The 23,587-nt window shown below is 69.4% G+C and carries 23 protein-coding genes and 1 rRNA gene (1 of these 24 cut by a window edge); 10 read left to right on the top strand and 14 right to left on the bottom strand.

Annotated elements, in window-relative coordinates:
• Positions 1-77: 77 nt before the first annotated feature.
• The 4 genes from prmC to LXB15_RS01970 form a co-directional block, all read right to left on the bottom strand.
• Positions 78-959 (bottom strand): peptide chain release factor N(5)-glutamine methyltransferase, encoded by an 882-nt coding sequence (gene prmC, locus LXB15_RS01955; RefSeq protein WP_233950617.1) that lies wholly within the window; start codon positions 957-959, stop codon positions 78-80.
• On the bottom strand, positions 952-2,031 hold the full coding sequence (gene prfA, locus LXB15_RS01960) for a peptide chain release factor 1 (RefSeq protein ID WP_233950618.1): 1,080 nt from the start codon (positions 2,029-2,031) through the stop codon (positions 952-954). Before prfA ends, prmC begins: the two co-directional genes overlap by 8 nt.
• An 82-nt stretch (positions 2,032-2,113) precedes the next feature.
• Positions 2,114-4,363, bottom strand: coding sequence for a phosphoenolpyruvate--protein phosphotransferase (ptsP, locus tag LXB15_RS01965; protein WP_370640154.1), 2,250 nt, complete (start codon positions 4,361-4,363; stop codon positions 2,114-2,116).
• A gap of 201 nt (positions 4,364-4,564) precedes the next feature.
• Positions 4,565-5,818, bottom strand: coding sequence for an aspartate kinase (locus tag LXB15_RS01970; RefSeq protein WP_233950619.1), 1,254 nt, complete (start codon positions 5,816-5,818; stop codon positions 4,565-4,567).
• Between the two features lie 223 nt (positions 5,819-6,041).
• On the opposite strand from LXB15_RS01970, the gene ubiG reads away from it, so the two are divergent.
• Both ubiG and LXB15_RS01980 read left to right on the top strand, forming a co-directional pair.
• Positions 6,042-6,791: a bifunctional 2-polyprenyl-6-hydroxyphenol methylase/3-demethylubiquinol 3-O-methyltransferase UbiG gene (gene ubiG, locus LXB15_RS01975; RefSeq protein ID WP_233950620.1), complete on the top strand. Its 750-nt coding sequence runs from the start codon at positions 6,042-6,044 to the stop codon at positions 6,789-6,791.
• An 86-nt stretch (positions 6,792-6,877) separates the two neighbouring features.
• Positions 6,878-7,309, top strand: coding sequence for a hypothetical protein (locus LXB15_RS01980; protein WP_233950621.1), 432 nt, complete (start codon positions 6,878-6,880; stop codon positions 7,307-7,309).
• Between the two features lie 12 nt (positions 7,310-7,321).
• Here LXB15_RS01980 and LXB15_RS01985 read toward each other — a convergent pair whose 3' ends face one another.
• The 6 genes from LXB15_RS01985 to LXB15_RS02010 all read right to left on the bottom strand — a co-directional run bounded on the left by LXB15_RS01985 (position 7,322) and on the right by LXB15_RS02010 (position 11,659).
• Entirely contained in the window at positions 7,322-8,581 is a 1,260-nt protein-coding gene (locus tag LXB15_RS01985) for an RNA polymerase sigma factor (RefSeq protein WP_233950622.1), read from the bottom strand.
• A 65-nt stretch (positions 8,582-8,646) separates the two neighbouring features.
• Positions 8,647-9,069 (bottom strand): YciI family protein, encoded by a 423-nt coding sequence (locus tag LXB15_RS01990; protein WP_233950623.1) that lies wholly within the window; start codon positions 9,067-9,069, stop codon positions 8,647-8,649.
• Between the two features lie 176 nt (positions 9,070-9,245).
• Complete coding sequence (locus tag LXB15_RS01995) at positions 9,246-9,710, bottom strand: DUF1178 family protein (RefSeq protein ID WP_233950624.1); 465 nt, start codon at positions 9,708-9,710, stop codon at positions 9,246-9,248.
• Positions 9,707-10,591, bottom strand: a complete 885-nt coding sequence (locus LXB15_RS02000; RefSeq protein ID WP_233950625.1) for a carbon-nitrogen hydrolase family protein — start codon at positions 10,589-10,591, stop codon at positions 9,707-9,709. Before LXB15_RS02000 ends, LXB15_RS01995 begins: the two co-directional genes overlap by 4 nt.
• A gap of 21 nt (positions 10,592-10,612) precedes the next feature.
• Positions 10,613-10,870: a glutaredoxin 3 gene (gene grxC / locus LXB15_RS02005; protein ID WP_233950626.1), complete on the bottom strand. Its 258-nt coding sequence runs from the start codon at positions 10,868-10,870 to the stop codon at positions 10,613-10,615.
• A 39-nt stretch (positions 10,871-10,909) separates the two neighbouring features.
• Positions 10,910-11,659, bottom strand: a complete 750-nt coding sequence (locus LXB15_RS02010; protein ID WP_233950627.1) for a ComF family protein — start codon at positions 11,657-11,659, stop codon at positions 10,910-10,912.
• A 138-nt stretch (positions 11,660-11,797) separates the two neighbouring features.
• Here LXB15_RS02010 and LXB15_RS02015 point away from each other — a divergent pair, with 138 nt between their 5' ends.
• Positions 11,798-12,694 (top strand): methyltransferase domain-containing protein, encoded by an 897-nt coding sequence (locus tag LXB15_RS02015; RefSeq protein ID WP_233950628.1) that lies wholly within the window; start codon positions 11,798-11,800, stop codon positions 12,692-12,694.
• 12 nt (positions 12,695-12,706) lie between these two features.
• On the opposite strand, the gene LXB15_RS02020 is transcribed toward LXB15_RS02015, so the two are convergent.
• Positions 12,707-12,886, bottom strand: coding sequence for a Flp family type IVb pilin (locus tag LXB15_RS02020; protein WP_233950629.1), 180 nt, complete (start codon positions 12,884-12,886; stop codon positions 12,707-12,709).
• Positions 12,880-13,179 (bottom strand): hypothetical protein, encoded by a 300-nt coding sequence (locus LXB15_RS02025; protein WP_233950630.1) that lies wholly within the window; start codon positions 13,177-13,179, stop codon positions 12,880-12,882. Before LXB15_RS02025 ends, LXB15_RS02020 begins: the two co-directional genes overlap by 7 nt.
• 344 nt (positions 13,180-13,523) lie before the next feature.
• Between LXB15_RS02025 and LXB15_RS02030 the strand changes: the two genes are divergently transcribed.
• Positions 13,524-13,859: a hypothetical protein gene (locus LXB15_RS02030; protein WP_233950631.1), complete on the top strand. Its 336-nt coding sequence runs from the start codon at positions 13,524-13,526 to the stop codon at positions 13,857-13,859.
• A gap of 56 nt (positions 13,860-13,915) precedes the next feature.
• A complete protein-coding gene (locus tag LXB15_RS02035; RefSeq protein ID WP_233950632.1) occupies positions 13,916-14,272 on the top strand; it encodes a hypothetical protein in 357 nt (118 codons plus the stop codon).
• Positions 14,273-14,419: 147 nt separating this feature from the next.
• On the opposite strand, the gene LXB15_RS02040 is transcribed toward LXB15_RS02035, so the two are convergent.
• Positions 14,420-14,659 (bottom strand): DUF3297 family protein, encoded by a 240-nt coding sequence (locus tag LXB15_RS02040; RefSeq protein ID WP_233950633.1) that lies wholly within the window; start codon positions 14,657-14,659, stop codon positions 14,420-14,422.
• A gap of 217 nt (positions 14,660-14,876) precedes the next feature.
• Here LXB15_RS02040 and LXB15_RS02045 point away from each other — a divergent pair, with 217 nt between their 5' ends.
• The 4 genes from LXB15_RS02045 (at position 14,877) to mgrA (ending at position 20,046) form a co-directional block, all read left to right on the top strand.
• On the top strand, positions 14,877-16,313 hold the full coding sequence (locus tag LXB15_RS02045; protein WP_233950634.1) for a L,D-transpeptidase: 1,437 nt from the start codon (positions 14,877-14,879) through the stop codon (positions 16,311-16,313).
• Between the two features lie 110 nt (positions 16,314-16,423).
• Positions 16,424-17,656, top strand: coding sequence for a L,D-transpeptidase (locus LXB15_RS02050; protein ID WP_233950635.1), 1,233 nt, complete (start codon positions 16,424-16,426; stop codon positions 17,654-17,656).
• Complete coding sequence (locus tag LXB15_RS02055) at positions 17,653-18,927, top strand: extensin family protein (protein WP_233950636.1); 1,275 nt, start codon at positions 17,653-17,655, stop codon at positions 18,925-18,927. Before LXB15_RS02050 ends, LXB15_RS02055 begins: the two co-directional genes overlap by 4 nt.
• Positions 18,928-19,008: 81 nt before the next feature.
• Positions 19,009-20,046, top strand: coding sequence for an L-glyceraldehyde 3-phosphate reductase (gene mgrA / locus LXB15_RS02060; RefSeq protein WP_233950637.1), 1,038 nt, complete (start codon positions 19,009-19,011; stop codon positions 20,044-20,046).
• Between the two features lie 33 nt (positions 20,047-20,079).
• On the opposite strand, the gene LXB15_RS02065 is transcribed toward mgrA, so the two are convergent.
• Positions 20,080-22,005: a M23 family metallopeptidase gene (locus LXB15_RS02065; protein ID WP_370640155.1), complete on the bottom strand. Its 1,926-nt coding sequence runs from the start codon at positions 22,003-22,005 to the stop codon at positions 20,080-20,082.
• Between the two features lie 997 nt (positions 22,006-23,002).
• Here LXB15_RS02065 and LXB15_RS02070 point away from each other — a divergent pair.
• Positions 23,003-23,587 (top strand): 16S ribosomal RNA (locus tag LXB15_RS02070) (it continues 898 nt past the right edge of the window).

Below are 23,587 nucleotides of genomic sequence, written 5' to 3' on the forward strand. Positions count from 1 at the left end.
CAGCCACAAGTGCTTTCTCGCCACTTCCAGAGGGGTTTGCACCGGTCACGCAGGCTCTTCTTGCAGTGCTTTACGGTTTAACCGCGACCTTCCGACCGGAAGCGCAGCACCCGTTCGGTTCCGCCGAGATCCATAGCCGACCTGACAAAGACGAGGCCGTTGGCGCGAAAGATCGCTTCCACCGCCGGTCGCTGGCCGATTCCGATCTCCACGATCGCCTCGCCGCCGCGACGCACCACCTGACCGGCGGACGCCGCCAGGGCGCGATAGGCGACAAGACCGTCCTCGCCCCCGTCGAGGGCCCGGATCGGATCGTGGTCGCGCACCTCGCGCGCCAGCAATGCAATGTCGTGGTGGGGAATATATGGGGGGTTGGAGACCAGAAGATCAAGTGGTCCGGCGAGCCCGGCGAGATAATCCATGCGGACCGCCAGCATGCGATGCGCCACGCCCGCCGCCGCTGCGTTCCGCCGCGCCGTCGCCAGCGCCGCTTCGCTGATGTCGGTGGCGACCGCCACTGCGGCCGGATGCAGGGCGAGCAGCGAGACCGCGATCGCCCCGCTGCCGGTGCCGATATCGGCGAAGACGCAGCGCCCGGTCATCGCGATCGAATCCGCCACCGCCGCCGAGGCCTCGTCGACGAGGATCTCGGTATCCGGCCGCGGCTCCAGCGTGTCGGGCGACAACAGGAATTCGTGCGCGTAGAAAGCCCGGCGGCCGAGGATGCGGTGCACCGGCTCCCCCGCCAGGCGGCGCTGCAGGAGCGCCTCGAAGCGGGCAGGCAGGTCGGGCGATTCCGGCAGCGCCGCATGCCGGTGCAGCGCGCTCGGCTCCATGCCGGCCGCCTCGGCCAGCAGCAGCCGGGCGTCGAGATCGGGGGTGTCCGCGCCGCCCTGTCGCAGGCGGGCGGCGCCCGTCCGGAGCAGATCCCCGGCGCGGGCCTTGCCGCCCTCAGGCATCGGCGCCGACGGCAGCCAGAAGCTGCGCCTGGTGGTCGGCGACCAGCGCCTCGACCAGCTCGTCCATCTCGCCCTCGATGACCCGGTCGAGCTTGTAGAGCGTCAGGTTGATCCGGTGGTCGGTGACGCGCCCCTGCGGGAAATTGTAGGTGCGGATGCGCTCCGAGCGGTCGCCGCTGCCGACCTGGCTCTTGCGCGCCGCCGAGCGCTCGTCGTCGGCGCGCTGGCGCTCCATGTCGAACAGCCGCGCCTTCAGCACCTGCATCGCCCGCGCGCGGTTCTGGTGCTGCGACTTCTCCGACGAGGTGACGACGATGCCGCTCGGGATATGGGTGATTCGCACGGCCGAATCGGTGGTGTTGACGTGCTGGCCGCCGGCGCCGGAGGCGCGCATCGTGTCGATGCGGATGTCCTCGGCGCGCACCTCGACGTCGATGTCCTCGGCCTCCGGCAGTACCGCGACGGTGGCGGCGGAGGTGTGGATCCGCCCGCCCGACTCGGTCTCCGGTACGCGCTGCACCCGGTGCACCCCGGATTCGAACTTCAGCCGCGAGAACACCCCGGCGCCGCGTATGGCGGCGATGACTTCCTTGTAGCCGCCGACCTCGCCCTCGCTGGCCGACAGGATCTCGACCTTCCAGCCGTGCAGTTCGGCATAGCGCTGGTACATGCGGAACAGGTCGCCGGCGAACAGCCCGGCCTCCGAGCCGCCGGTGCCGGCGCGGATCTCGAGGATCGCGCCCTTCTCGTCGGCCGCGTCCCTCGGCAGGAGCAGGATGCGGATCTCGTCGGTCAGCCGCTCGAGCTCGGCGCGCAGGTTGTCGATCTCCATCTCGGCGAGTTCGCGCATCTCGCGGTCGGCCGAGGGATCGTCGCGCAGCGCGCGCGAGCCGGCGAGCTCGCCCTCCAGCTTGCGGTAGGACCGGATCGCCGCCACCACCGGCTCCAGCCCGGCATATTCGGCGGCCAGCCCGGCATAGACGCCGTGTTCCGGGCTCTTGGCCATCTCGTTCTCGAGATAGCGGAACCGGGACAGGATTTCGTCGAGTTTCGCGTTCGGCAAGGTCGCCATGGGATCCTGACATGCTCGAAAATGCTGCGCCGACGACCGGCGGTCGCAGGCGGATGGGAGCGCTGCTGCCTCGTCCGGCTCGCTAGTAGGGGATGGAATGCGCCCTGGCGTAATCGACGAGCATGTCGCGCATGCCGCCCGCTCCATGCGCCGAGTCCAGCTTCTCGCAGATCGCCTTCTCCAGGTCGGCGACGTCCGTCTCGACGATCATCGCCTTGACCGGCCCGATCGACGGCGGCGCCATGGATATGGAGCGGAAGCCGAGGCCGATCAACGCCATCGCGCTCAGCGGGCGCCCGGCCATTTCGCCGCACAGCGTCACCGGCACGTTGTGCCGGTTGCCGGCCTCGACGATGCTGCGCAACGCCCGCAGGAACGGCACCGACAGATCGTCGAAGCGGCCGGCGACGCGGGCATTGCCGCGGTCGACGGCGGCGAAGAACTGGAACAGGTCGTTCGAGCCGACCGAGACGAAGTCGAGCACCCCCATCAGCTCGTCGAGCTGGAACAGCGTCGAGGGCACCTCGATCATCGCGCCGACCTTCAGCCGGTGCGGCATCGGATGGCCGAACCGCGTCAGATGGTTCAGCTCGCGGTCGATCAGCTCGCGGGCCTGCTGCACCTCCGCGAGATCGGTCACCATCGGGAACATCACCCGCAGTTCGCGCCCAGCGGCGGCCTTGAGCAGCGCCCGCAGCTGGGTGCGCATCAGGCCCGGCCGGTCGAGCGCCAGCCGCAGCGCGCGGTAGCCGAGCGCCGGATTCTCCTCCGGCGACTGGCTGATATAGGGCAGCACCTTGTCGCCCCCGACATCGAGGGTCCGGAAGGTCACTGGGCGCTCGCCGGCGGCGTCGAGCACGGCGGCGTAGAGCCGCTCCTGGTCGCTGGCGCGCGGCATGGTGGAGGCCACCATGAACTGCAGCTCGGTGCGGAAGAGGCCGATTCCGGCGGCGCCGGATTCCTCCAGCTGCGGCAGGTCGACCAGCAGCCCGGCATTCATCTCCAGATCGATCGCCACGCCGTCCTTTGTCCGCGACGGCACGTCGCGCAGCGAGCGGTAGCGCTCCTGGCGCCGTTCGCGGAACCGCGCCTTATCGGAGAACAGGGCGGCAAGCTCGGCGGGCGGGCGCAGATGCACGCCGCCATCCTCGCCGTCGACGATGATCAGGTCGCGGTTCTCCGACATGGAGACGGCGCCCTTCACCTGACCGACAACCGGGATGCCGAGGGCGCGGGCGACAATCACCACGTGGCTCGTCGCCGCTCCCTCCTCGAGCACCAGGCCGCGGATCATATCGCGCCGGTAGTCGAGCAGTTCCGCCGCGCCCATCGAGCGCGCCACGATCACCGCGTCGCCGGCCGGGCTGTCCTCGTGGCTGTCGCGGCCGATCAGCTGGCGCAGCAGGCGGTTGGCGAGGTCGTCGAAATCGTGCAGTCGCTCGCGGATATAGGGGTCGGTCATGTGCATCATGCGTGCCCGCATGTCCGACTGCACCTTCTCGACCGCCGCCTCGGCGGTCAGGCCGTTGCGCACCGCCTCCTCGAGGCGCCGCACCCAGCCGCGGTCGTGCGCGAACATCCGGTAGGCCTCGAGCACCGCCCGGTGCTCGCCCTCGGCGGCGACGTCGCGACGCGCCAGCATGTCCTCGATGGAGACCCGCAGGATGCCGAGCGCCTTGCCGAGCCGGTCGACCTCCGCCTCGACGTCCTCGTTGAAGAGATTGGTGACGACGACGCGCGGCTCGTGCAGGATCACGTGGCCGATGCCGATCCCGTCCGACAGCGCCTCGCCGTCGAAGCTCACCGGCCGCGACAGGTCGAGGGCGACGCCGGGCCGCGACAGGCCTTCCAGGCTGCCGGCCGCGATCATCTCGGCGACCACCATCGCCACCGTCTCCAGCGCCTCGGATTCCTCGTCGCGGTAGAGCCGCGCCGACTTGTTCTGCACCACCAGCACGCCCAGCGTCCGGCCGGCCCGCAGGATCGGCACGCCGAGGAAGGAGTTGTAGATCTCCTCGCCGGTCTCCGGCAGGTAGGTGAAGGCCGGGTGCTTCTGGGCTTCCGACAGGTTCAGCGGCCGGGCCGTGGCGGCGATCGTGCCGACCAGGCCCTCGCCGAGCTTCAGCTGGGCGAGGTGGACGGAACCGGGATTGAGGCCTTCGGTGGCATAGAGTTCCAGCACCGCGTCGGCGCGCAGCACGTAGAGCGAGCAGACTTCCGCGACCATGTTCTGGGCGATCTGCCGGACGATCTGGTCGAGACGCGCCTGCGGGTCGAGCGGCTCGGCCATGAGCTCCCGGATGCGGCGCATGAGGACGCGCGGACCTGACATGTCGCTCCTGATCAACGCAATCTCTCGTTTTCGGCGACGGCCGGCCGCGCCGGGGGCCCGGTGCGGTTCGACTCTCGTTCCATCAGATCACACTTCCGTGCCGCGGAGACAATCGAATGACGGACCGTCCCGATCCCCTGCGGACAACCCGCGCCCGCCCGCCTCTTACCGAGCGCAACCGCGGGCTTCAACCCGAAGGGCTTACGGCTTGTCCAATCCGTAGATCGAATGCAGCGCCCGAACCGCCAGTTCGGTATATTCGCCGTCGATCAGGATCGAGATCTTGATTTCGGAAGTGGTGATCGCGCGGATGTTGATGCCGCGGCTGGCCAGCGCCTTGAACGCCGTGGCCGCGACGCCGGTATGGCTGCGCATGCCGACGCCGATGACCGACACCTTGGTCAGGCCCTGCTCGCTCTGGATGGCCTCGTAGCGCATCGCCGACTTCGCCGTCTCGAGCACCGCGGTGGCCTTCTGCAGGTCGCCGGACGGGACCGTGAAGGTCATGTCGGTCGTGGCGCCCGATTCGGAGATGTTCTGGACGATCATGTCGACATTGACGCCGGCTTCGGCGAGCGGGCCGAAGATCGCGGCGGCGACGCCCGGCTGGTCCTCGACCCGGCGCAGCGAGATCTGCGCCTCGTCCCTGGCGTAGGCGATCCCTGTGACGACCTGCTGTTCCACGATTTCATCCTCGTCGCAAATGAGCGTTCCCGGCGGGTTGTCGAAGTCCCCCATGCCGGGCGCGTCGGGGTCCTCGAATGACGAGCGCACGAACATGCGCACCTTATGCACCATGGCCAGCTCGACGGAACGGACCTGCAGCACCTTGGCGCCGAGCGAGGCCATCTCCAGCATCTCCTCGAAGGAGATGCGGCTCATCCGGCGGGCCTTCGGCTCGATGCGCGGGTCGGTCGTGTAGACCCCGTCGACGTCGGTATAGATGTCGCAGCGATCCGCCTTGATCGCCGCGGCGACGGCGACCGCGCTGGTGTCGGAGCCGCCGCGCCCGAGCGTCGCGATGCGGTTGTCCGGCGCGATGCCCTGGAAGCCGGCGATCACCGCCACCTGGCCTTCGCCGAAGCGCCGCACGATCTCGGCGGCGTCGATTTCCTGGATGCGCGCCGCGCCGTGCGCGCCGTCCGTCCTGATGGCGATCTGCCAGCCCTGCCAGGAGCGCGCATTGACGCCCATGGCCTGCAGCGTGATCGCCAGCAGACCGGCGGTCACCTGCTCGCCGCTGGCGACGACGGCATCGTATTCGCGCGCATCGTGGATCGGCGAGGCCGCCCGGCACCAGCCGACGAGCTCGTTGGTCTTGCCCGACATCGCCGAGACGACGACGGCGACGTCGTGGCCGGCATCGACCTCGCGTTTGACATGCCGCGCGACGTTCTTGATGCGGTCGATATCGGCGACGGAGGTGCCGCCGAACTTGAGGACGATGCGGGCCATGTGAGCGGATCGGTATCGTATGAGGTGCGGGACGGTGTCCGGCTGCGGGAAACGGGCACGCTGCGAGTGCCCGCCGCCCCCGGCGCCGAGCGGCCGTTCCGTAGCCGATGCGGCCCGGAACCGCAATCCGCTGGCCGCCCGGGGCGCAGCCGATGGTCGCGGGCGCTTGACTTCGCGGCCGGCGGCGGAAGATGGCGGGGGAGCAACAGGGAGCGACACCACGATGAACGCAAGCGAGGGCACCACGATCGACGCCGGCGAGGTCGAGCGGTTTTCGCGGCTGGCGCAGGAATGGTGGAACCCGGCGGGCAAGTTCAAGCCGCTGCACAAGTTCAATCCGGTGCGGCTGGAATACATCCGCGCGCAGCTGGCGATGAACTTCGGCAGCGACCTCACGCGCGGCAAGCCGTTCGAGGGCCTGTCGCTGCTCGACATCGGCTGCGGCGGCGGGCTGATCTGCGAGCCGCTGGCGCGTCTCGGCGCCCATGTCGTCGGGGCCGATGCCTCGGAGACCAATATCGAGGTGGCGCGCCTCCACGCGGCGGAAAGCGGCCTTGCGATCGACTACCGCGCCACCACGGCGGAGGCGATCGCCGCCGGCGGCGAGACCTTCGACGTCGTCCTGGCGCTCGAGGTCGTCGAGCATGTCGCCGACGTCGAGCTGTTCCTCTCCTCCTGCGCCGCGATGGTGAAGCCTGGCGGCCTGCTCTTCGTGGCGACGATCAACCGGACGCTGAAGGCCTACACCTTCGCCATCGTCGGGGCCGAATACGTCCTCGGCTGGCTGCCCAAGGGCACCCACCAGTTTTCCAAGCTGGTTCGCCCCGAGGAGATCGCCGGGCCGGTCGAGCGGCAGGGCCTGTCGATGATCGACGAGATCGGCGTGGTCTACCACCCGCTCGCCGATGCCTGGCGCCAGTCACGTGACACCGACGTCAACTACATGGTCCTCGCCCGCCGCCCGGCCGTCTGAGCCGGCGCCCGGAGAAAGCTGGGGACATCCTGCAGGTTCAGGCCGTTAGCCGGCTACCCGCAAGGTTTGGGCAAGCCCCGTTGCCCATGTTGTTTCAGCGGCGGGAATTGCGTCGCGTCAAGGCGGGCACCGACAGACCGGCACGAACAGACAACGATCCCGAGGGTGAGATGGTGGCGGCGAACAGAGACCAGGTTCCGAACGAAGCGACCTGCCCGGTCCCCCTCGAGGTGCTGGCCTTGCTGCTGCGCTCGGATGAACGCACGCGCATCGCGCTGATCCGCGAGATCGACGCCGAGGCCCGGGCCCGGCTGGCCTTCTTCTGCTACAACCGCGTGCATCTTCGCCCGCTGGCCTTCCGCATTGCCGGGCTGTGCGAATTGCGCGACCTGCGGCTGATCGCGGGCCTCAAGGGCGACCTGCTCTTCCAGCAGGCCACCGAGCAGGGCCTGTTCGAGGACGGCGGCCCCGGCCCGCGCAAGAAGGGCGTCACGCTGGCGAAATCCGCCCGCGGCTGACCGTCCGGCGGGTCAATCGTCACAATCGGCCGCGCGCTGAAGCAGGAAGGCCTGTTCCGGCGCGTTTCGCGACAGGCTCGCCGCCCGCTCGAAGGCGGCCTTCGCCTCCGGCATGCGTCCTGAACGGAACAGGAAGTCGCCCTTCGCCGCCCAGAGCGGTGCGTAGGCGCACAGCGCCCCCTCCGCCTCCAGATCCGACAAGAGCGCGAGGCCGACCGCCGGCCCGAACGCCATGCTGTGGGCAATGGCCCGGTTGAGGTCGACCACCGGCGACGGCGTCACGGCGCGGAGCCGGTCGTAGAGCCCGGCGATCCGGGCCCAGTCGGTGTCCTCGGCGCGCGCGGCCCGCGCGTGGCACGCCGCCAGCGCCGCCTGCAGCACATAGGCGCCGTCCTCGCCGCCGAGCGCCACGGCGCGATCCAGCGCGGCAAGGCCGCGCCGGATCAGCAGCCGGTCCCAGCTGGCGCGGTTCTGCCGGGTGAGCGGCACCAGCGACCCGTCCGCCGCCACGCGGGCGGAAAAGCGCGAGGCCTGGATGTCCATCAGCGCCACGAGGCCGAACACCTCCGGCTCCTGGGGCGCGAGGCCGGCGAGGATCGCGCCGAGGCGCCGCGCCTCGGCACAGAGCGCCGGCCGGATCAGGTCCTCGCCGGCGGTCGCCGCATAGCCCTCGTTGAAGATCAGGTAGATCACCTCCAGCACCGAGCCGAGCCGCTCCTGCCGCGCCTTGCCGCGCGGCACCTCGTAGGCGAGGCCGGACGCGCCGAGGGTCTTCTTGGCCCGCACGATGCGCTGCGCGATCGTCGGCTCCGGCGCAAGGAAGGCCCGGGCGATCTCGCCGGTGGTGAGGCCGCCCACCAGCCGCAGCGTCAGCGCGACGCGGGCCTCGCGCGACAGCACCGGGTGGCAGGCGACGAACATCAGGCCGAGCAGCTCGTCGCCGACTTCGTCGTCGAGGGCGGCGTCGATCGCCTCGGCGCCGCCGGTATCGGCCACCATCTCGCGGCCGATCGCGGCATGCTTTTCGGCCCGCATCCGCTCGCGCCGGAACTGGTCGATCGCCCGGCGCTTGGCCGTCGCCATCAGCCAGGCGCCGGGCCGCTCCGGCACGCCGCTTCTCGGCCACCCGGCGAGGGCCGCGACGAGCGCGTCCTGCGCCAGTTCCTCGGCCGTCCCGACATCCCGCACCAGGCGGGTCAGGCCGGCGATCAGCCGGGCCCGCTCGATCCGGAAGACGGTCTCGATCGCCTGATGTGTATCCGTCGCTGCCACACCGGCAATCTAGGGGCGGGGCTCGGCATCGGCCAAGCCCCGCGCCGCATCGAGGACGGCGGGCGTCAGCGCGCCTCGAGCTTGGCCCGCAGCCGCTCTTCCTGCTCGATGACTTCCGGGGTCACGACATCGGCGAAGTCGGCCATCTCGTAGAACGGCCGGATCTCCAGCTCGCTCGGACCCGGCATCGGGTTCGGGCATCGCTTGGCCCATTCGACGGCCTCCGCCATGTCGCGGACTTCCCAGATCCAGAAGCCGGCAACCAGTTCGCGGGTCTCGGCGAACGGCCCGTCGATGACCGTCCGGCCCGGGCCGTCGAAGGCGATCCGCTTGCCCTCCTTCGACGGCTTCAGCCCGTCGCCGGTGAGCATGATGCCGGCATTGACCAGCTCCTCGTTGAATTTTCCCATCGCCTCGAACAGCTCGGTCGAGGGCATGATCCCCGCTTCGGAGTCTTCCGTCGCCTTCACCATCACCATCACGCGCATCGTTCTGTCTCCCTTGCCGGGGGGTCGTCGTGACCGCCCTGCCGATACGACGAACGAACTCTGGCGAAATCGACAGCGCGTGGAGAATTTTTTCGAAGGCCTCGCCGCGGGCAAATTCGCGCGGTGATGCCGGCGGCCGGGGAGGGGCCCGCGCCGGCGATAAGGCTGAATGTCGGCTAGTTCTTGTCTTCGGGCAGCGACGGCAGCGGCAGGGCGGCGATGCCCTCCTCGCTGAGGCCCTTCACCTCTGCGGGCGAGGCCTCGCCGTAGATCTGCCGCGCCTCGGTCTCGCCGTAATGGATGCGCCGCGCCTCCTCGGCGAAGCGCGGACCGACATAGTCGGCCTTGGCGCGCAGTTCCCGGGCCATTTCCTGGAGCTTGGCAAACACCCTGGCCGCCTCGGCATTGGCGTAGCCGCCGCCCGGCGCAGTGGCGGCGGGGGCCGTGCGTTCGCCGGCGGCGGCGGGTGCCCCGCCCTTGCCGATGGCGGGCCGCATCAGCGCCTTGCCGATCTCGGTCGAGCCGCAGGCCGGGCATTCCACCAGCCCGCGCCCGGCCTGCGCCTCGAAATCCTCACCGGAGCGGAACCAGCCGTCGAAGCCGTGGCCCCTGGGTTCGCACCGGAGCGCGAAGCTGATCACTCGGCCGCCTCCAGCGCGCCCGTCACCCGGACGCTGTTGCCGTCCTCGCCGACGCGGAACGGACGGGCATTCTTCAGATTGGGGATCTTGGCACGCGCCGCGGCGACTTCCGCCGTGTCGATGCGCGCCAGCGCAATGCCGGGACCGTCGCCGTCGACCTCCGCGACGATCCGGCCCCATGGGTCGACGATCAGCGAATGGCCGTAGGTCTCGCGGCCGTCCTCGTGCACGCCGCCCTGCGCCGCGGCGATGACATAGGCGCCGTTCTCGATCGCCCGCGCCCGCAGCAGCACATGCCAGTGCGCCTCGCCGGTCTGCCGGGTGAAGGCGGCCGGCGCGGTGAGGATCTCGGCCCCGGCCAGCGCCTCCTCGCGGAACAGATGCGGGAAGCGCATGTCGTAGCAGACGGCAAAGCCGAGCCGCGCTGGGCCGCCCGCGAAGGCGAGATCGGCGAGCGCGGCGTATTCGCCGGGCCGGTAGGTGCGCGACTCCCGCCAGCTCTCGCCGTTGTCGAGATCGACGTCGAACATGTGGATCTTGTCGTAGCGGGCCTTGATCGAGCCGTCGGGCGCGTAGAGCACCGCGCGGTTGGCGACCTTGCCGTTATCGAGCGCGATCGCCGTCGAGCCGACATGCAGATGGACGCCATGCTGACGCGCCAGCCGCGACGCCGCCGCCAGCACCAGGTCGTCCGCCTCGCCGCGCAGATGCTGCATCAGGCCGGCGCGGTCGCGCTGCACCATGCCGGTCATTTCCGGCGACTGCAGATAGTCCGCCCCCGCCGCGACGGCCTCGGCCACCAGGCCTTCCAGCGCCGCGACATTGGCCTCCGGCTCGAGGCCGGAGCGCATCTGCAGCACGGCGGCGGTAAACACGGTCATCGCGGCACTCTCCTTGTTCGTTCAGGCAGCCAGGAGCGGGTCGAGCTTGCCGGCGCGCTCCAGCGCGTAGAGATCGTCGCAGCCGCCGACATGGGTGTCGCCGACGAAGATCTGCGGGAAGGTGGCGGCGCCCTTGGCGCGCTGGATCATTTCCTGGCGCAGCTGCGGCGAGGCGCTGGCGTCCTTCTCCTCGAAGGCGACGCCCTTCTCTTCGAGCAGGCGCTTGGCCCGCGAGCAGAAGCCGCAGAGCTGGCGGGTATAGATGACGACGTCCGGCATAAGATTCCTGTCCGAATTCGGTTCGTCCAGCATATGGCTTCACGCGGTGCCGGCGGCAACCCTGGCGAAGACCAGGACGTCGACATCCCTTGCCCCTGCGCGCTTCAGCGCCCGTGTGGCGCTCGCGGTGGTGGCGCCCGTCGTGTAGACGTCGTCGACCAGCAGCACCCGCCGTCCCTGGATCTCGGCGCGCCGCGGGTCGATCACCTGGAAGGCGCCGCGGACGTTCTCCTGCCGCTGGCTGACGCCGAGCCCGACCTGGCTGCGGGTGGACTTGACCCGCCGCAGCGCCAGCGCCGAATAGGTCGTGCCGGTCTCGCGGCCGATCCGCCGCGCCAGCTCGGCGGACTGGTTGAACCGGCGCCGCCACAGCCGGCCGGAGTGCAGCGGCACCGGCACGATCACGTCGGCATCCGCCAAGAGCTCGGCGCCGGCCCGCCGCATCCAGCCCGCCATCAGCGGCACGAGGTCGGTGCGGTCGCCGTATTTCAGCGCCGCGACCAGCCGCGCTGCGAGATCCTCGTAGAGCACGGCGGCGCGCAGCCGGGCGAAGGGCGGCGGCTCGGCGATCGCCTCGGCGGAAAGGAAACCCTTGCCGAGGTCGTAGGCGAAGGGCAGCCCCAGCACCTCGCAATAGGGCCGCTCGATGAAGCGCAGCTTCGGCCAGCACTGCGCACATACGGTCCCGCTTCCGGTCACGGCGGCCTGGCAGCCGGGGCAGACGGGGGGAAACAGCAGCCGGCCGATCGATCCGCCGATCGCCAGGGTGCCGCGCCTGATGATGCTCATCGCTCCTCGCCTCCCGGCCTCGCCCCGATGGCGCCGCGCCTCCGGCCGGCGCCGTTGGCATCCTCGACCCTTGACGATACTCCTGCTGCGGGCAGCTACAAGCGCTCTCGACGCCACACCCAGCAGAGACAGGCCACCATGCCGGAAACCCCCGGACACCGCGTCTTCGACCGGGAACTGCTCGACCGGCGCCGCCGCCGCTGGCTCGGCGACGGGACGCCCCCCTCGGTGCGCTTCCTGCTCACGGCCGCTGCGGACGAGCTGGCGGAGCGGCTGTCCCTTGTGGAGCGCCGGTTCGAGGTGGCAGTCGACCTCGCCGGCCATACCGGCGAGATGGCCACGCAGATCCTTGCCAGCGGCAAGGCCGGCCGCATCGTGCGGATCGAGCGGCTGCCGACGCTTCTCGACGGGCCCGACCTCGCCGCCGTCGGCGACGAGGAAGCGTTGCCGCTGGCCGAGGCGAGCGTCGACCTGATCGTCTCGACCCTGTCGCTGCATCTCACCAACGATACGCCCGGCGTCCTGGTCCAGTGCCGCCGCGCCCTGCGGCCGGACGGGTTGTTCCTCTGCGGCTTCCTCGGCGGCGACACGCTGAGCGAGCTGCGCGCCTCGCTGTTCGCCGCCGAGGCCGAGCTGCTCGGCGGCGTGTCGCCGCGCGTCGCGCCCTTCGCCGACATCAGGGACGCCGGCGCGCTGCTGCAGCGCGCCGGCTTCGCCCTTCCGGTCACCGACCAGGACCGGCTGACCGTGCGCTACGACAATCTGTTCCAGCTGATGCAGGATCTGCGGGCGATGGGCATGGCCAACATGCTGGTCGAGCGCTCGCGCCGGCCGGCCTCCCGGCGGCTGTTCCTGCGGGCGGCCGAGATCTACGCCGAGCGCTACGCCGACCCGGACGGGCGGATCCGTGCCACCTTCGACATCATCTACATGTCCGGCTGGGCGCCGCACGAGAGCCAGCAGAAGCCGCTGCGGCCGGGCAGCGCCAAGACAAGCCTCGCCGCGGCGCTGGGGGATCGCTCGGACCCGGCCTGAGCCGGCGGACGGTCAGAAGGCGGCGGAGATCATCTCGAACGTCGCGACCAGCGCGTCGGTCAGCGGCTGGAAGCTGGTGACGAGGGCGGTCGCCAGGATCGCGGCGACGAGCGTGTACTCGACGGCGACGCCGCCGCTGCGGTCGCGGCGAAGGGCGTCGAGCCGGGCGATGACACGGCGGGAGATCAGCATGCCCCGGTCCGCCGGCCGCTGGCATGCACGATGCAGGGGCCGGCGCCCGGCGCCTGCAGCACGCTGCGGTGGACGGTGTAGCGGCCGGTGCCGATCGAGCCGGTGGTCATCGTGTCGAGCTGCGGGCTGCTTGCGACATAGTCGACGCTGTGGCGGGCGGCCGGCACCACCACCAGCGCAAGGCCGATCGTGATCGCCCCGAACAGCAGCGTGGCGCGCAGCAGGCCGGTCCGAAGCTCGCGGATCGATGCCCGGATGCGCAGATCGTTCAGCTCGTCCTCGAATTCCCGCATCGTCGCCTCGCAGCCTGACCAACCGCTTCAGGGTGACGCGAAACGATAAAAAAATGTTGAATCAAATTTTAACCGGAACGGCGGCGGTGTCCGCGGGACCAGTGGACAAGAATTCGGGACGGCAGGACATTCAGGCCCCCGACGGTCCGCGATATGGCTTGGCGCAGGGCGCGTCCGCGGCGGCCCCGAGGCGTCGGTCGGTGCGACCGCGCCGGAGGACGCCGGGACGGCCGTCCGGCCGCCGTTACCGCCCGATTCCGGATGCGGAAGGCGGAACGAGCGCCGCCACCTCACCACCGCCCGGGCGGTTCCCCGGGGCTCTGCCGACATTTCAAGGAACCACCATGCTGCGTACCCGCCTGACCACCCTGCTGGCCATCTCGCTCGGCGCCTGCCTCGCCGCCGGCGCGGCATCGGCCCAGAACCGTGACGTCACCATCGTCAACGGGACGAGCACGGCGATGATCGAGTTCTACGCCTCGAACACCGGCACGAGCGACTGGCAGGAGGATATTCTGGGCGTCGACGTGCTCGAAGTCGGCGAGTCGGTGGACGTCACCGTCGACGACGGCACCGGCGCCTGCATGTTCGACTTCATGGCTACCTTCAGCGACGGCGCCACGGCGCAGAAGAATGGCGTCAACGTCTGCGAGATCTCGCAGTTCGACTTCACCGACTGATTGCCGCAACCCGCCGCCTGGCAGGAGCCGGGCAGCCTTCAGCTGAGGAGACAACGATGCATAGACGATGGCTCGGACCGGTCGCGGCAGCGGCGATGCTGACTCCGGCATTCCCGGCCCTGGCGGATCCCTCGGGGACCTACGGCATCGACGGGGTGAACCCGGACGGCACCACCTACGAGGCGAGCGTGCTGGTCTCGAAGGTGGGCGACACGTTCTCGGTGACCTACTCGCTCGACGATCGCAAGGTCATGGGCACGGCGATCGGCGACGACGACGTGCTGGCGATCGGCTACGGCGAGGCCGGCGACAGCGGCGTCGCGCTGATGTACCGGGACGGGCAGCGCTGGCAGGGCGTCTGGAGCTATCTCGGCGCCAAGCAGCTGGGCACCGAGGAGTGGCAGCCCCGCTGAGGCGGCAGGCCGACAAGGGGAGGTTGCCCGCCGGGCGATCTCCCGTCGCCGGCAGAGGCGGCACGATGCCGCCTCCCGGCTCCGGTCCTGCGCAGCGACTGGCTCTGCGATATTCCGGCCGCGCGGAGGCGGCCGGTCGGCAAGGCGTCAGTCTTCGCGGAAGAACACCTCGACCGGGCCCTTCAGCTTGATCGTCAGCGGCTGGCCCTTGCGGTCCTTGGCCTTGCCGGCCTGCACGCGGATCCAGCCCTCGCTGACGCAGTATTCCTCGACATTGGTCTTCTCGACCCCCTTGAACAGCACGCCGACGCCGCGCTCCAGGAGTTCGGCGTCGTAGAACTCGCTGGCGGGATCGGAGGAAAGGCGGTCGGGAAGCGTGTCTGTCATGTCTCTGCCGGTGGTTGCCATCATGGAGCGTGACATAATCGCGGCGGCGCCTTTGCCAAGGCTGCGGCGGCGGCCGGCCTTGCCCCAGGCTGGAGGCCTGCCGCTATCAGGCCACTTATCTGCGGCTTGGTCATTTTCATGTCCGGTTCATCTGCCATTTCGCAAGGTCGGACATGGACCTTACCGGCGAGCGAGCCTGCCGGCTGGAGAGACGACGATGATGCGAGACCTGCGATTGCTCCCGGGACTGCTGCCGCTGCTGGCGATACCGGCCGTCGCGACGGCGCAGGAGGCGCCGGTGCAGCTCGCACAGTATTACGAACCGGGTGATGCCGGGATCGCCGAAATCTACATCGACGAGTTCGGCCGGCGGGTGGTCATCGACGAGTTCGGGCGGATCGTCGCCGTCGAGGAGCCGCGCCGCGAGCGCTTCCGCGAACGCCGCAGGCAGTTCGAGGAGCGCGGGGCGATCATCGACGCGCCGCCGCCGCCCGGCGTGATGCTCGAGGGCCGGGTCGACCTGCCGCCGCCCGGCGTCTTCGAGGAGCCGGGCTTCGCCGGCCGGCCGGCCTCGGCCGATCCGTATTACGACGGGCCCTACGAGGGCGACCGCGGCTATGACGCGGCGATCGAAGCCGCGCCGCTGCCGGACGCCGGCGCTCCGGTGCAGGAGGCCGAGCTGCCGCGCGGCATCGAGGACCTGCCGGGCTACCAGACGGACCTGCCGGCGCCGGGCGCGCCGATCGTCGAGGGCGAGACCATCCGCGAGAGCGATCCCGCGCCGCAGGTTGCGATGCCGACCGGCAAGAACGCCAAGGCCGAGATCGCCGCGCTGCAGGTGCTGCTCGACCGCGCCGGCATGTCGCCGGGCGTCATCGACGGCCGCATGGGCTCGAACGTCAACAAGGCGGTCGCCGCCTATCAGGAGAAATACGGGCGCACTTTGCCGACCGGCGACCCCAAGGCGCTGGCCGAGGAACTCGACGCGACGGGCGGACCGGCCATCGTTTCCTACGAGATCACCGCGGAAGACGTCTCGGGGCCCTATGTGGCGGCCATTCCCTCCGACTACGGCCAGAAGGCGCTGCTGCCGGAGATGAGCTTCGAGCGCGTGTCGGAACGGCTCGCCGAGAAGTTCCACATGGACGAGGCCTATCTCATCGAGATCAATCCCGGCGCGGACTTCAACCGCCAGGGCACGCGGCTGAAGGTGATGGCCGTCGGGGACAACGCCAAAGGCGAGGTCGCCCGCATCGTCGCCGACAAGGGCCGGGAACAGGTGCGCGCCTACGCCGCCGACGGCTCGCTGATCGCCGCCTATCCGTCGACGATCGGCTCGTCCGACACCCCGTCGCCCACCGGCATCGTCCAGGTGAACCGCATCGCCTTCGACCCGAACTACACCTACAACCCGAAGGTCAATTTCAAGCAGGGCGAGAACGACAAGGTGCTCACCATTCCGCCCGGCCCGAACGGCCCGGTCGGGACGATCTGGATCGCGCTCTCGAAGCCGACCTACGGCATCCACGGCACCCCCGAGCCCTCGAAGATCGGCAAGACCAACAGCCACGGCTGCGTCCGCCTGACCAACTGGGATGCGACCGAACTGGCCAAGATGGTGAAGGCCGGGGTGACGGTGGAATTCGAAGAATAGGACGTGGTTAACCGCTGGTTAACCATGCGACCGATATCAGCGAGGGACAGGGGGAGCCGGAAGGCTCCCCTTTGCATTTCAGCGGCTTGGCACCTTTTTCGAGGCATTCGATGAAAACCGTTTCGACCGCTTTCCTGATCCTCGCGGCCGGTTTAGCGCCGCTTCCGGCCCAGGCCTTCTCGGAGCCGCTCTCGGAGAGCTCGATCGACACGGCCGACTTCGCCGTCTGGTCGCAGCAGCAGCGCGAGGCCGACTCGGTCGCCGCTGCGGCGCGCAGCGACGCGACGATCCCGGACGTCGAAGCCGATGCCAGCCCGGCCGACGCGGTTCCCCCGACCGATCCCGCCACCGTGGCGGCCGCGGCCGACGGCATCGACAGCCCGGCGCCGCCGGAGATCGCGGTGACCGGCGAGCCCGGGCAGGTGGTCGAGACGCCGGCCTTCTCGACCGACGCCCCGGACGAGGCGGCGCTCGAATCCGTCGACGAACAGAAAACCCCCGACCCCTTCCTCATCCGCCTGCAGGTGCTGCTCGACCGCGCCCACGCCTCGCCGGGAGTGATCGACGGCTATCTCGGCGAGAACACCCGCAAGGCCATCCACGCCTATGAGCGGATGCGCGACCTGCCGGCCGACGGCGAGCCGGACCCCGACCTGTGGAACATCCTTGCCGTTGACCAGGGCAAGGCCATGGTCACCTACGAGATCACCGAGGCCGACCTTGCCGAGCGTTTCGTCGACGACATCCCCCGCGACTACGCCGAGATGGCCAAGCTGGAGTGGCTCGGCTTCCGCGACCCGGTCGAGATGCTGGCGGAGCGCTTCCACGTCCATGGCGACCTCCTGAAGACGCTGAACCCCACTGCCGATTTCGGCGCGGCGGGCACGACGATCCTGGTCCCCAACATCGGGGCGGGGCCGACGGCCAAGGTGGCGAAGATCATCGTCGACAAGGCGCGCGGCGAACTCATCGCGCAGGACGCCGAGGGCGCCATCGTCCTCGCCTATCCCGTCACGATTGGCGCCGCGAACACGCCGTCGCCGGACGGCGTGCTGAAGGTGCAGGCGATCGCCCCGAACCCGACCTACCACTACTCCCCCGAGAAGAACTTCCAGCAGGGGGAGAACACCGAGGTGCTGACCCTGCCGGCAGGGCCGAACGGCCCGGTCGGATCGATGTGGATCGACCTGTCGCAGCCGACCTTCGGCATTCACGGCACCGCCCATCCGGAACTCGTCGACAAGGCGGAGAGCCACGGCTGCGTGCGGCTGACCAACTGGGACGCCGCGACCCTCGCCGGGCTGGTCGAGCCCGGCGTCACCGTGGTGGAGTTCGAGGGGTGAGCGGGCTCCGGCGCGGAAGCCGTCTCCTCTGCCTGCTCTGCCTCGGCGCGGCCATGGTCCCGGCGGCCACGGCCCAGGATCTGCCCTGGCCGGACGCCAACCCGCTGCAGTCGATCGACCGGCCGTCGCGGCCGGCCGCCGCGCAGAAGCGCCGGACCCGGCCGCTTGTCGCGCAGGCGCCGGCCGAATCCGCAGTGCCGACGCCGGAAGCCCGCCCCGATACGGCCGAGGATGCCGATGGGGCGGAAAGCGCTGCGCCAGTCGACGACAAGGAAGCCGCAACCAAGGACAACGCGGCTGACGAGGACACAGCGGCTGACGAAGACGCTGCCGCCGATACGCAGGAGACCGGACCGGCTCCGGCGGCCGACGCTGAAGCCGCGACCGAGACGCCCGAGCCGGCCGACGCTTCTTCTGCCGACAATTCCGATACCCCGCCCACGGGCGACATTCCGACGCCGGATGCGCGGCCGGATCGCGCTTCGGACGCGCCCGACGAGCCGGCGGAGCCGGAGCCCGCGCCCGACGAGCCGGCGGAGCCTCAGCCGGAGCCCGCGGCTGCCGAGCCGGCGACAGACGAGCCGGCGCGGCAGACGAAGCCGATTCCCGACGCCATGCCGGTGACGCCAGCGGTTCCCGAGGCGGACGAGGAGCCCCTGACCCCGACGACGCTGCGACAGCTGGAACAGTCGGTGACCCCGGCCGCCAGCGTGCTCGCCGCCGCCGCCATCGCCGACGCGGTGGCCTGCGAGGCCGAACTCACCGAGCGCGGCGTCGTCTTCACCGTCGAGCCGAGCATCAGCGAAGGCGCGTGCGGCGTGCTGCGGCCGGTCAATGTCGAGCGCCTCTCCTCCGGCATCGCGGTTTCGCCGAAGACGCAGTTGCTCTGCCGCGCGGCGCTGGCGCTCGACGAGTGGATGTCGTCGACGGTGGTGCCGGCGGCCAGGGTCGATCTCGAGGGACGGGCCCTGACGGAATTCCGCCATGCCTCGACCTATGTTTGCCGCAAGCGCGCCTCCGAGAGCGGCATCTCCGAACATGCGCGCGGCAGTGCCATCGACATCGCCGCCTTCGTCTTCGACGAGGGACCGGAGATTTCCGTGGAGGCGCAACCGGCGGGATCGCCCGAAGCGAAATTCCAGCGGGCGGTCCGCGTCGGCGCCTGCGGGCCGTTCCGTACGGTGCTCGGTCCCGGCACCGACGCCGACCACGCGACGCATTTCCATCTCGACATCGCCGCCCGCAAGAACGACGGGACCTACTGCAAGTAGGCCGGCCGGCCGCCGGGGCTTCCCGGCGGCGCGCCGCCGCCTATATCGGCCGGCGTCACACCCGATCCGGAAAGCATCGCCATGCCCTATCTTGCCGAGGCCAGCCGCTACGATTCCATGCCGTACCGCCGCGTCGGGCGATCCGGCCTGAAGCTGCCGGCGATCTCGCTCGGCCTCTGGCAGAATTTCGGCGGCGTCGACGTGTTCGAGACCGGCCGCGCGGTGCTGCGGCGCGCCTTCGACCGCGGCGTCACGCATTTCGACCTCGCCAACAATTACGGGCCGCCCTACGGCTCTGCCGAGGAGAATTTCGGCCGCTGGATGGCCGAGGATTTCCGGCCCTATCGCGACGAGCTGATCATCAGTTCGAAGGCCGGCTACGACATGTGGCCCGGGCCCTACGGCGATTTCGGCTCGCGCAAGTATCTGGTGGCGTCCTGCGACCAGAGCCTGAAGCGCATGGGTCTCGACTATGTCGACATCTTCTACCACCACCGGCCGGACCCCGAGACGCCGCTGGAGGAGACGATGGGCGCGCTCGACCACATCGTGCGCTCCGGCCGCGCCCTCTATGTCGGCATCTCGTCCTATTCGCCGGAGCTGACGCACCGTGCCCATGCCATCCTGGCGGCGCAGGGCACGCCCTTCATCATCCACCAGCCCTCCTATTCGATGCTCAATCGCTGGGTCGAGGACGGGCTTCTCGACACGCTCGCCGGACTGGGACTCGGCTGCATCGCCTTCTCGCCGTTGGCGCAGGGCCTGCTGACGCGGAAATATCTCGGCGGCGTGCCGGCCGATTCGCGCGCCGCGCGGGAGCGCTCGCTGAAGCCGGCGATGCTCAGCGCCGAGAACATCGAGCGGATCCGCCAGCTGGCGGCGATCGCCGAGGCGCGCGGCCAGAGCCTGGCGCAGATGGCGATCGCCTGGGTGCTGCGCCGGCCGGAGATCTCGTCGGCGCTGGTCGGGGCCCGCAGCGTCGAGCAGTTGGACGATTCGCTGGATGCGCTGAAGCGCCTCGACTTCACCGCCGACGAACTGGCGGCGATCGATCGCCACGCCATCGAAGGCGGGGTCGATCTCTGGCGGGCGCAGTCGCGGGTTCAGCCGTCGGAATAGTCGGCGCGCGACGAACGCTCCGTCGCCGGTCGTTCAGCGACCGGCGACGAGCGGCGATTCGACCCGCTCGCGCAGCAGGTTGTCGATCCGGTCGCGCTCGCGCTGGAAGCTGTCCAGATCGGCGCCGACGAGGACCCGGCCCGACGGCAGCTTGATGCGCATCGGGTCGACCTTCTTGCCGTTGACCTCGACCTCGTAGTGCAGATGGTTGCCGGTGGACAGGCCGGTCGAGCCGACGTAGCCGATCACCTGGCCCTGCCGCACCTTGACGCCCGGCTTGATGCCCTTGGCGATGGCGCTCTGGTGCGAATAGGAGGTCACGTAGCCGTTGGCGTGGCGCACGATGGTCTGCCGGCCGTAGCCGCTGGACCAGCCGGACTTCTCGACCACGCCTTCGCCGGCGGCAAGGATCGGGGTACCGCGCGGCGCCGCCCAGTCGACGCCCCAATGCGGCCGGACATAGCCGAGGACCGGGTGCTTGCGGCCGGTCGAGAAGGACGAGGTGAAGCGGCCCCTCGGCAGCGGCTTGCGCACCAGGAACTGTTTGGCGCTGCGGCCTTCGGCATCGAAATAGTCGGCGGCCTCGGCATCGGCGGGGCGGAAGCGGTAGAACCGCTTGGTGTTCTCGCCGAAACGCACTTCCACGAACAGGATTTCCGAGGCGTCGGTGGCCACCTCCTCGCCCTCCTCCAGGGAGAAGAACGCCGCCAGACGGTCGGTCGGGCCGAGCCGCGACTGCAGGTCGACCTCGCTCGCCAGCATCTGCAGCAGCTGCTGGCAGAGCCGGTCGTTGAGGCCGTAGGCGAGTCCGGCCTGGTAGATGCCGTCGTAGACGGTGGGCATGTCGGCGCGCAGCGGGGCCTCGTCCTCGTTGTCGTCGAAGGCGTCGGCAACCGAATCGCCGAGTTCCGGCGCCAGCGCCGGCTCGAACGGCCCGTCCTCGGTCTCGGCGACGGTGGCAAGGTGGGTGTCGCCGCGATAGGCCGAAAGCCGGACCACATGCGCGGTCTCGCCGGTCGTCTCGACGCCCACCCGCAGCACGTCGCCGGCGCTGAGTTCCTCGGCGTCGAGGAGTTTGGCGAGCGCCGTCGTCGCCTCGGCGCCCTCCTGCTTCGTGTGGCCGTTGCGGTCGAGGATCGCCGCGATGGTGGCGCTCTCGCGGACCGGAATGATCTCTTCGTGGAAGCGCGGAACCGCCTCGGCCCCATCGGGCGCGGCGAGCGAGACATTCTCCTCGATCACCCGGAAGGCCGAGCCCGGCTCGTAGCTCGGCGCGTCGCTGGTGAGGTCGAAGCGCAGCGGGTCGATCGTGGTCAGTGCGGCGACGCGGACCGGCTGATAGGACAGGATCGGCTCGACCGAGCGGATCGCCCGCTCGGCTTCCGCCACCCCGACGTCGCCGCCCGGCTGATAGCTCGCGGCGTCGAACTTGAACGGCTCGACCTTCAACCGCAGTTCCGATTCGACGCGGGCGCCGTAGATCTGGGCGGCCTGCTGCTCCACCGCCGCCGCTTCCGCGTCCGCCGGATCGCCGAACATGTTCAGCGGATCGAAGCTCGGATATTCGGCGCTGGTCTGATGGCGGGCGGCGAGCAGCATGTTGACGTAGCCGAAGGGCAGGGTCCGGATGATCTCGCGGTCGCCCTCGCGGGTCATGGTGGAGAGCTCGAGGATCTGCCGGCTGCGGGCGATCGGGATGGCCGTCGCCACGACGCGCTCGCCCTTTTCGGTGGCCTCCCCCGGCAGCGCCAGGCTGGCCAGCCGGCCCGGGGGGCGGGCGGCGCCGTGATAGCCGTCGAGGGCCGCGGACAGCGCGATGCCCATCAGCGCCGTCGAGGTCAGGCCGGTCAGAAGCGTGCCCGCCAGCCAGCGGGCCGAAACCTGTCGGCGATCGGGCCTGCGTCGTCGATCGGCGATGAGCGCTGGCTCGTCGCCAAAGAACGGCCTGTCCTGCGGCAAGCTTGTTATCCCCCTCGATTGCAGTGGCAGCCATCGACCAACAAGGTGGCAGAATTCGGCCGCCGGCATCTCTTATGAACGATGAACCCGTCGCCGGCCATACCGTCCCGGCTGCAACCGCTCAAGGCGCGAGGCTGCAGATGGACGATCCGGGCAGGGAGAACCCGCCGCGTCGGGTATGGATTAGGCGGTACCCGAGGACGGCGGCAGGGGAGGGGGGCGCCCGGCGGCGGAAGCACGCCGGCGCGAGGCAGAAGGGGGTGATGCGCCTTGGCGCGGACTCCTCCTGCCGGCAGGGAGTGCCGGCTCATCCCCCATGCGCGCTGCATGGGGGCAGGCGCGCGCGAGGCGGGCGCACCGGCGGCGCGACAGGGCTCTGAGCGGTTTTTGAAGTTTTTGCGAAGGTTGGCGTTGACAGGCCGATCAGCCATCGCCTATACCCCACTCAACAACGACGGCGGTGGCGCCGCGGCGGCCCGGACGGGGCGCCGAGAGCTGGTCCGGACCTCAAGGTTCTGGCCGGTTCGAATTCGCGCCGCCTCTTCATTGTTTTTCGAGTGCCGCTGATATAGCGACCCTCCTCAGGGTACGACAGTCTGTTTGTCTGTTGACACCCGCCGCCGGTATCGCTGGCGTGTTCTTTGACAACTGAAGATTGAGAAGAAAGAGAAATGTGGACGGCGGTTGTCTGTCTGGAGCTCTTTGGCCGGTATCCTTTCCGGCTGGGAGTATCCATGAGAGAAACGACCTGATCGTTCTACGTTTCGGTATGAGAGTGTACGGCTCTTGTCCTGGTGCTTTGGGTTTTGCGGGTGACTGCGAGGCCGGGGTGTCGGGCGAGGGCGGCGGCATTCAGGTTGCCGGTTTCGCAGGGATGCGGGGCCGGCCTTGGCGTGTCCGTGTGGTCCTTCGGGGCTGGGCGGATTTGTAGCTTGGGTGTTCGCGAATACTCTCGTCAAATGCTTTGAGACAGTGACGGTCAGGAACAGCTCTTATCAAACCTGAGAGTTTGATCCTGGCTCAGAACGAACGCTGGCGGCAGGCTTAACACATGCAAGTCGAACGCCCCGCAAGGGGAGTGGCAGACGGGTGAGTAACGCGTGGGAATCTACCCTTTTCTACGGGATAGCTCCGGGAAACTGGAATTAATACCGTATAAGCCCTTCGGGGGAAAGATTTATCGGGAAAGGATGAGCCCGCGTTGGATTAGCTAGTTGGTGAGGTAACGGCCCACCAAGGCGACGATCCATAGCTGGTCTAAGAGGATGATCAGCCACATTGGGACTGAGACACGGCCCAAACTCCTACGGGAGGCAGCAGTGGGGAATATTGGACAATGGGCGCAAGCCTGATCCAGCCATGCCGCGTGAGTGATGAAGGCCCTAGGGTTGTAAAGCTCTTTCAGTGGGGACGATAATGACGGTACCCACAGAAGAAGCCCCGGCTAACTTCGTGCCAGCAGCCGCGGTAATACGAAGGGGGCTAGCGTTGTTCGGAATTACTGGGCGTAAAGCGCACGTAGGCGGATATTTAAGTCGGGGGTGAAATCCCGGGGCTCAACCCCGGAACTGCCTTCGATACT

It is taken from the genome of Aurantimonas sp. HBX-1, from assembly GCF_021391535.1.
GTDB lineage: Bacteria > Pseudomonadota > Alphaproteobacteria > Rhizobiales > Rhizobiaceae > Aurantimonas.

Excerpts from the sequence above, each read along its gene's own strand:
- prmC (WP_233950617.1), bottom strand. The coding sequence starts at position 959 with ATGCCTGAGGGCGGCAAGGCCCGCGCCGGGGATCTGCTCCGGACGGGC.
- prfA (WP_233950618.1), bottom strand. The coding sequence starts at position 2,031 with ATGGCGACCTTGCCGAACGCGAAACTCGACGAAATCCTGTCCCGGTTC.
- ptsP (WP_370640154.1), bottom strand. The coding sequence starts at position 4,363 with ATGTCAGGTCCGCGCGTCCTCATGCGCCGCATCCGGGAGCTCATGGCC.
- LXB15_RS01970 (WP_233950619.1), bottom strand. The coding sequence starts at position 5,818 with ATGGCCCGCATCGTCCTCAAGTTCGGCGGCACCTCCGTCGCCGATATC.
- ubiG (WP_233950620.1), top strand. The coding sequence starts at position 6,042 with ATGAACGCAAGCGAGGGCACCACGATCGACGCCGGCGAGGTCGAGCGG.
- LXB15_RS01980 (WP_233950621.1), top strand. The coding sequence starts at position 6,878 with ATGTTGTTTCAGCGGCGGGAATTGCGTCGCGTCAAGGCGGGCACCGAC.
- LXB15_RS01990 (WP_233950623.1), bottom strand. The coding sequence starts at position 9,069 with ATGCGCGTGATGGTGATGGTGAAGGCGACGGAAGACTCCGAAGCGGGG.
- LXB15_RS02000 (WP_233950625.1), bottom strand. The coding sequence starts at position 10,591 with ATGACCGTGTTTACCGCCGCCGTGCTGCAGATGCGCTCCGGCCTCGAG.
- grxC (WP_233950626.1), bottom strand. The coding sequence starts at position 10,870 with ATGCCGGACGTCGTCATCTATACCCGCCAGCTCTGCGGCTTCTGCTCG.
- LXB15_RS02010 (WP_233950627.1), bottom strand. The coding sequence starts at position 11,659 with ATGAGCATCATCAGGCGCGGCACCCTGGCGATCGGCGGATCGATCGGC.
- LXB15_RS02015 (WP_233950628.1), top strand. The coding sequence starts at position 11,798 with ATGCCGGAAACCCCCGGACACCGCGTCTTCGACCGGGAACTGCTCGAC.
- LXB15_RS02020 (WP_233950629.1), bottom strand. The coding sequence starts at position 12,886 with ATGCTGATCTCCCGCCGTGTCATCGCCCGGCTCGACGCCCTTCGCCGC.
- LXB15_RS02025 (WP_233950630.1), bottom strand. The coding sequence starts at position 13,179 with ATGCGGGAATTCGAGGACGAGCTGAACGATCTGCGCATCCGGGCATCG.
- LXB15_RS02030 (WP_233950631.1), top strand. The coding sequence starts at position 13,524 with ATGCTGCGTACCCGCCTGACCACCCTGCTGGCCATCTCGCTCGGCGCC.
- LXB15_RS02035 (WP_233950632.1), top strand. The coding sequence starts at position 13,916 with ATGCATAGACGATGGCTCGGACCGGTCGCGGCAGCGGCGATGCTGACT.
- LXB15_RS02040 (WP_233950633.1), bottom strand. The coding sequence starts at position 14,659 with ATGACAGACACGCTTCCCGACCGCCTTTCCTCCGATCCCGCCAGCGAG.
- LXB15_RS02045 (WP_233950634.1), top strand. The coding sequence starts at position 14,877 with ATGATGCGAGACCTGCGATTGCTCCCGGGACTGCTGCCGCTGCTGGCG.
- LXB15_RS02050 (WP_233950635.1), top strand. The coding sequence starts at position 16,424 with ATGAAAACCGTTTCGACCGCTTTCCTGATCCTCGCGGCCGGTTTAGCG.
- mgrA (WP_233950637.1), top strand. The coding sequence starts at position 19,009 with ATGCCCTATCTTGCCGAGGCCAGCCGCTACGATTCCATGCCGTACCGC.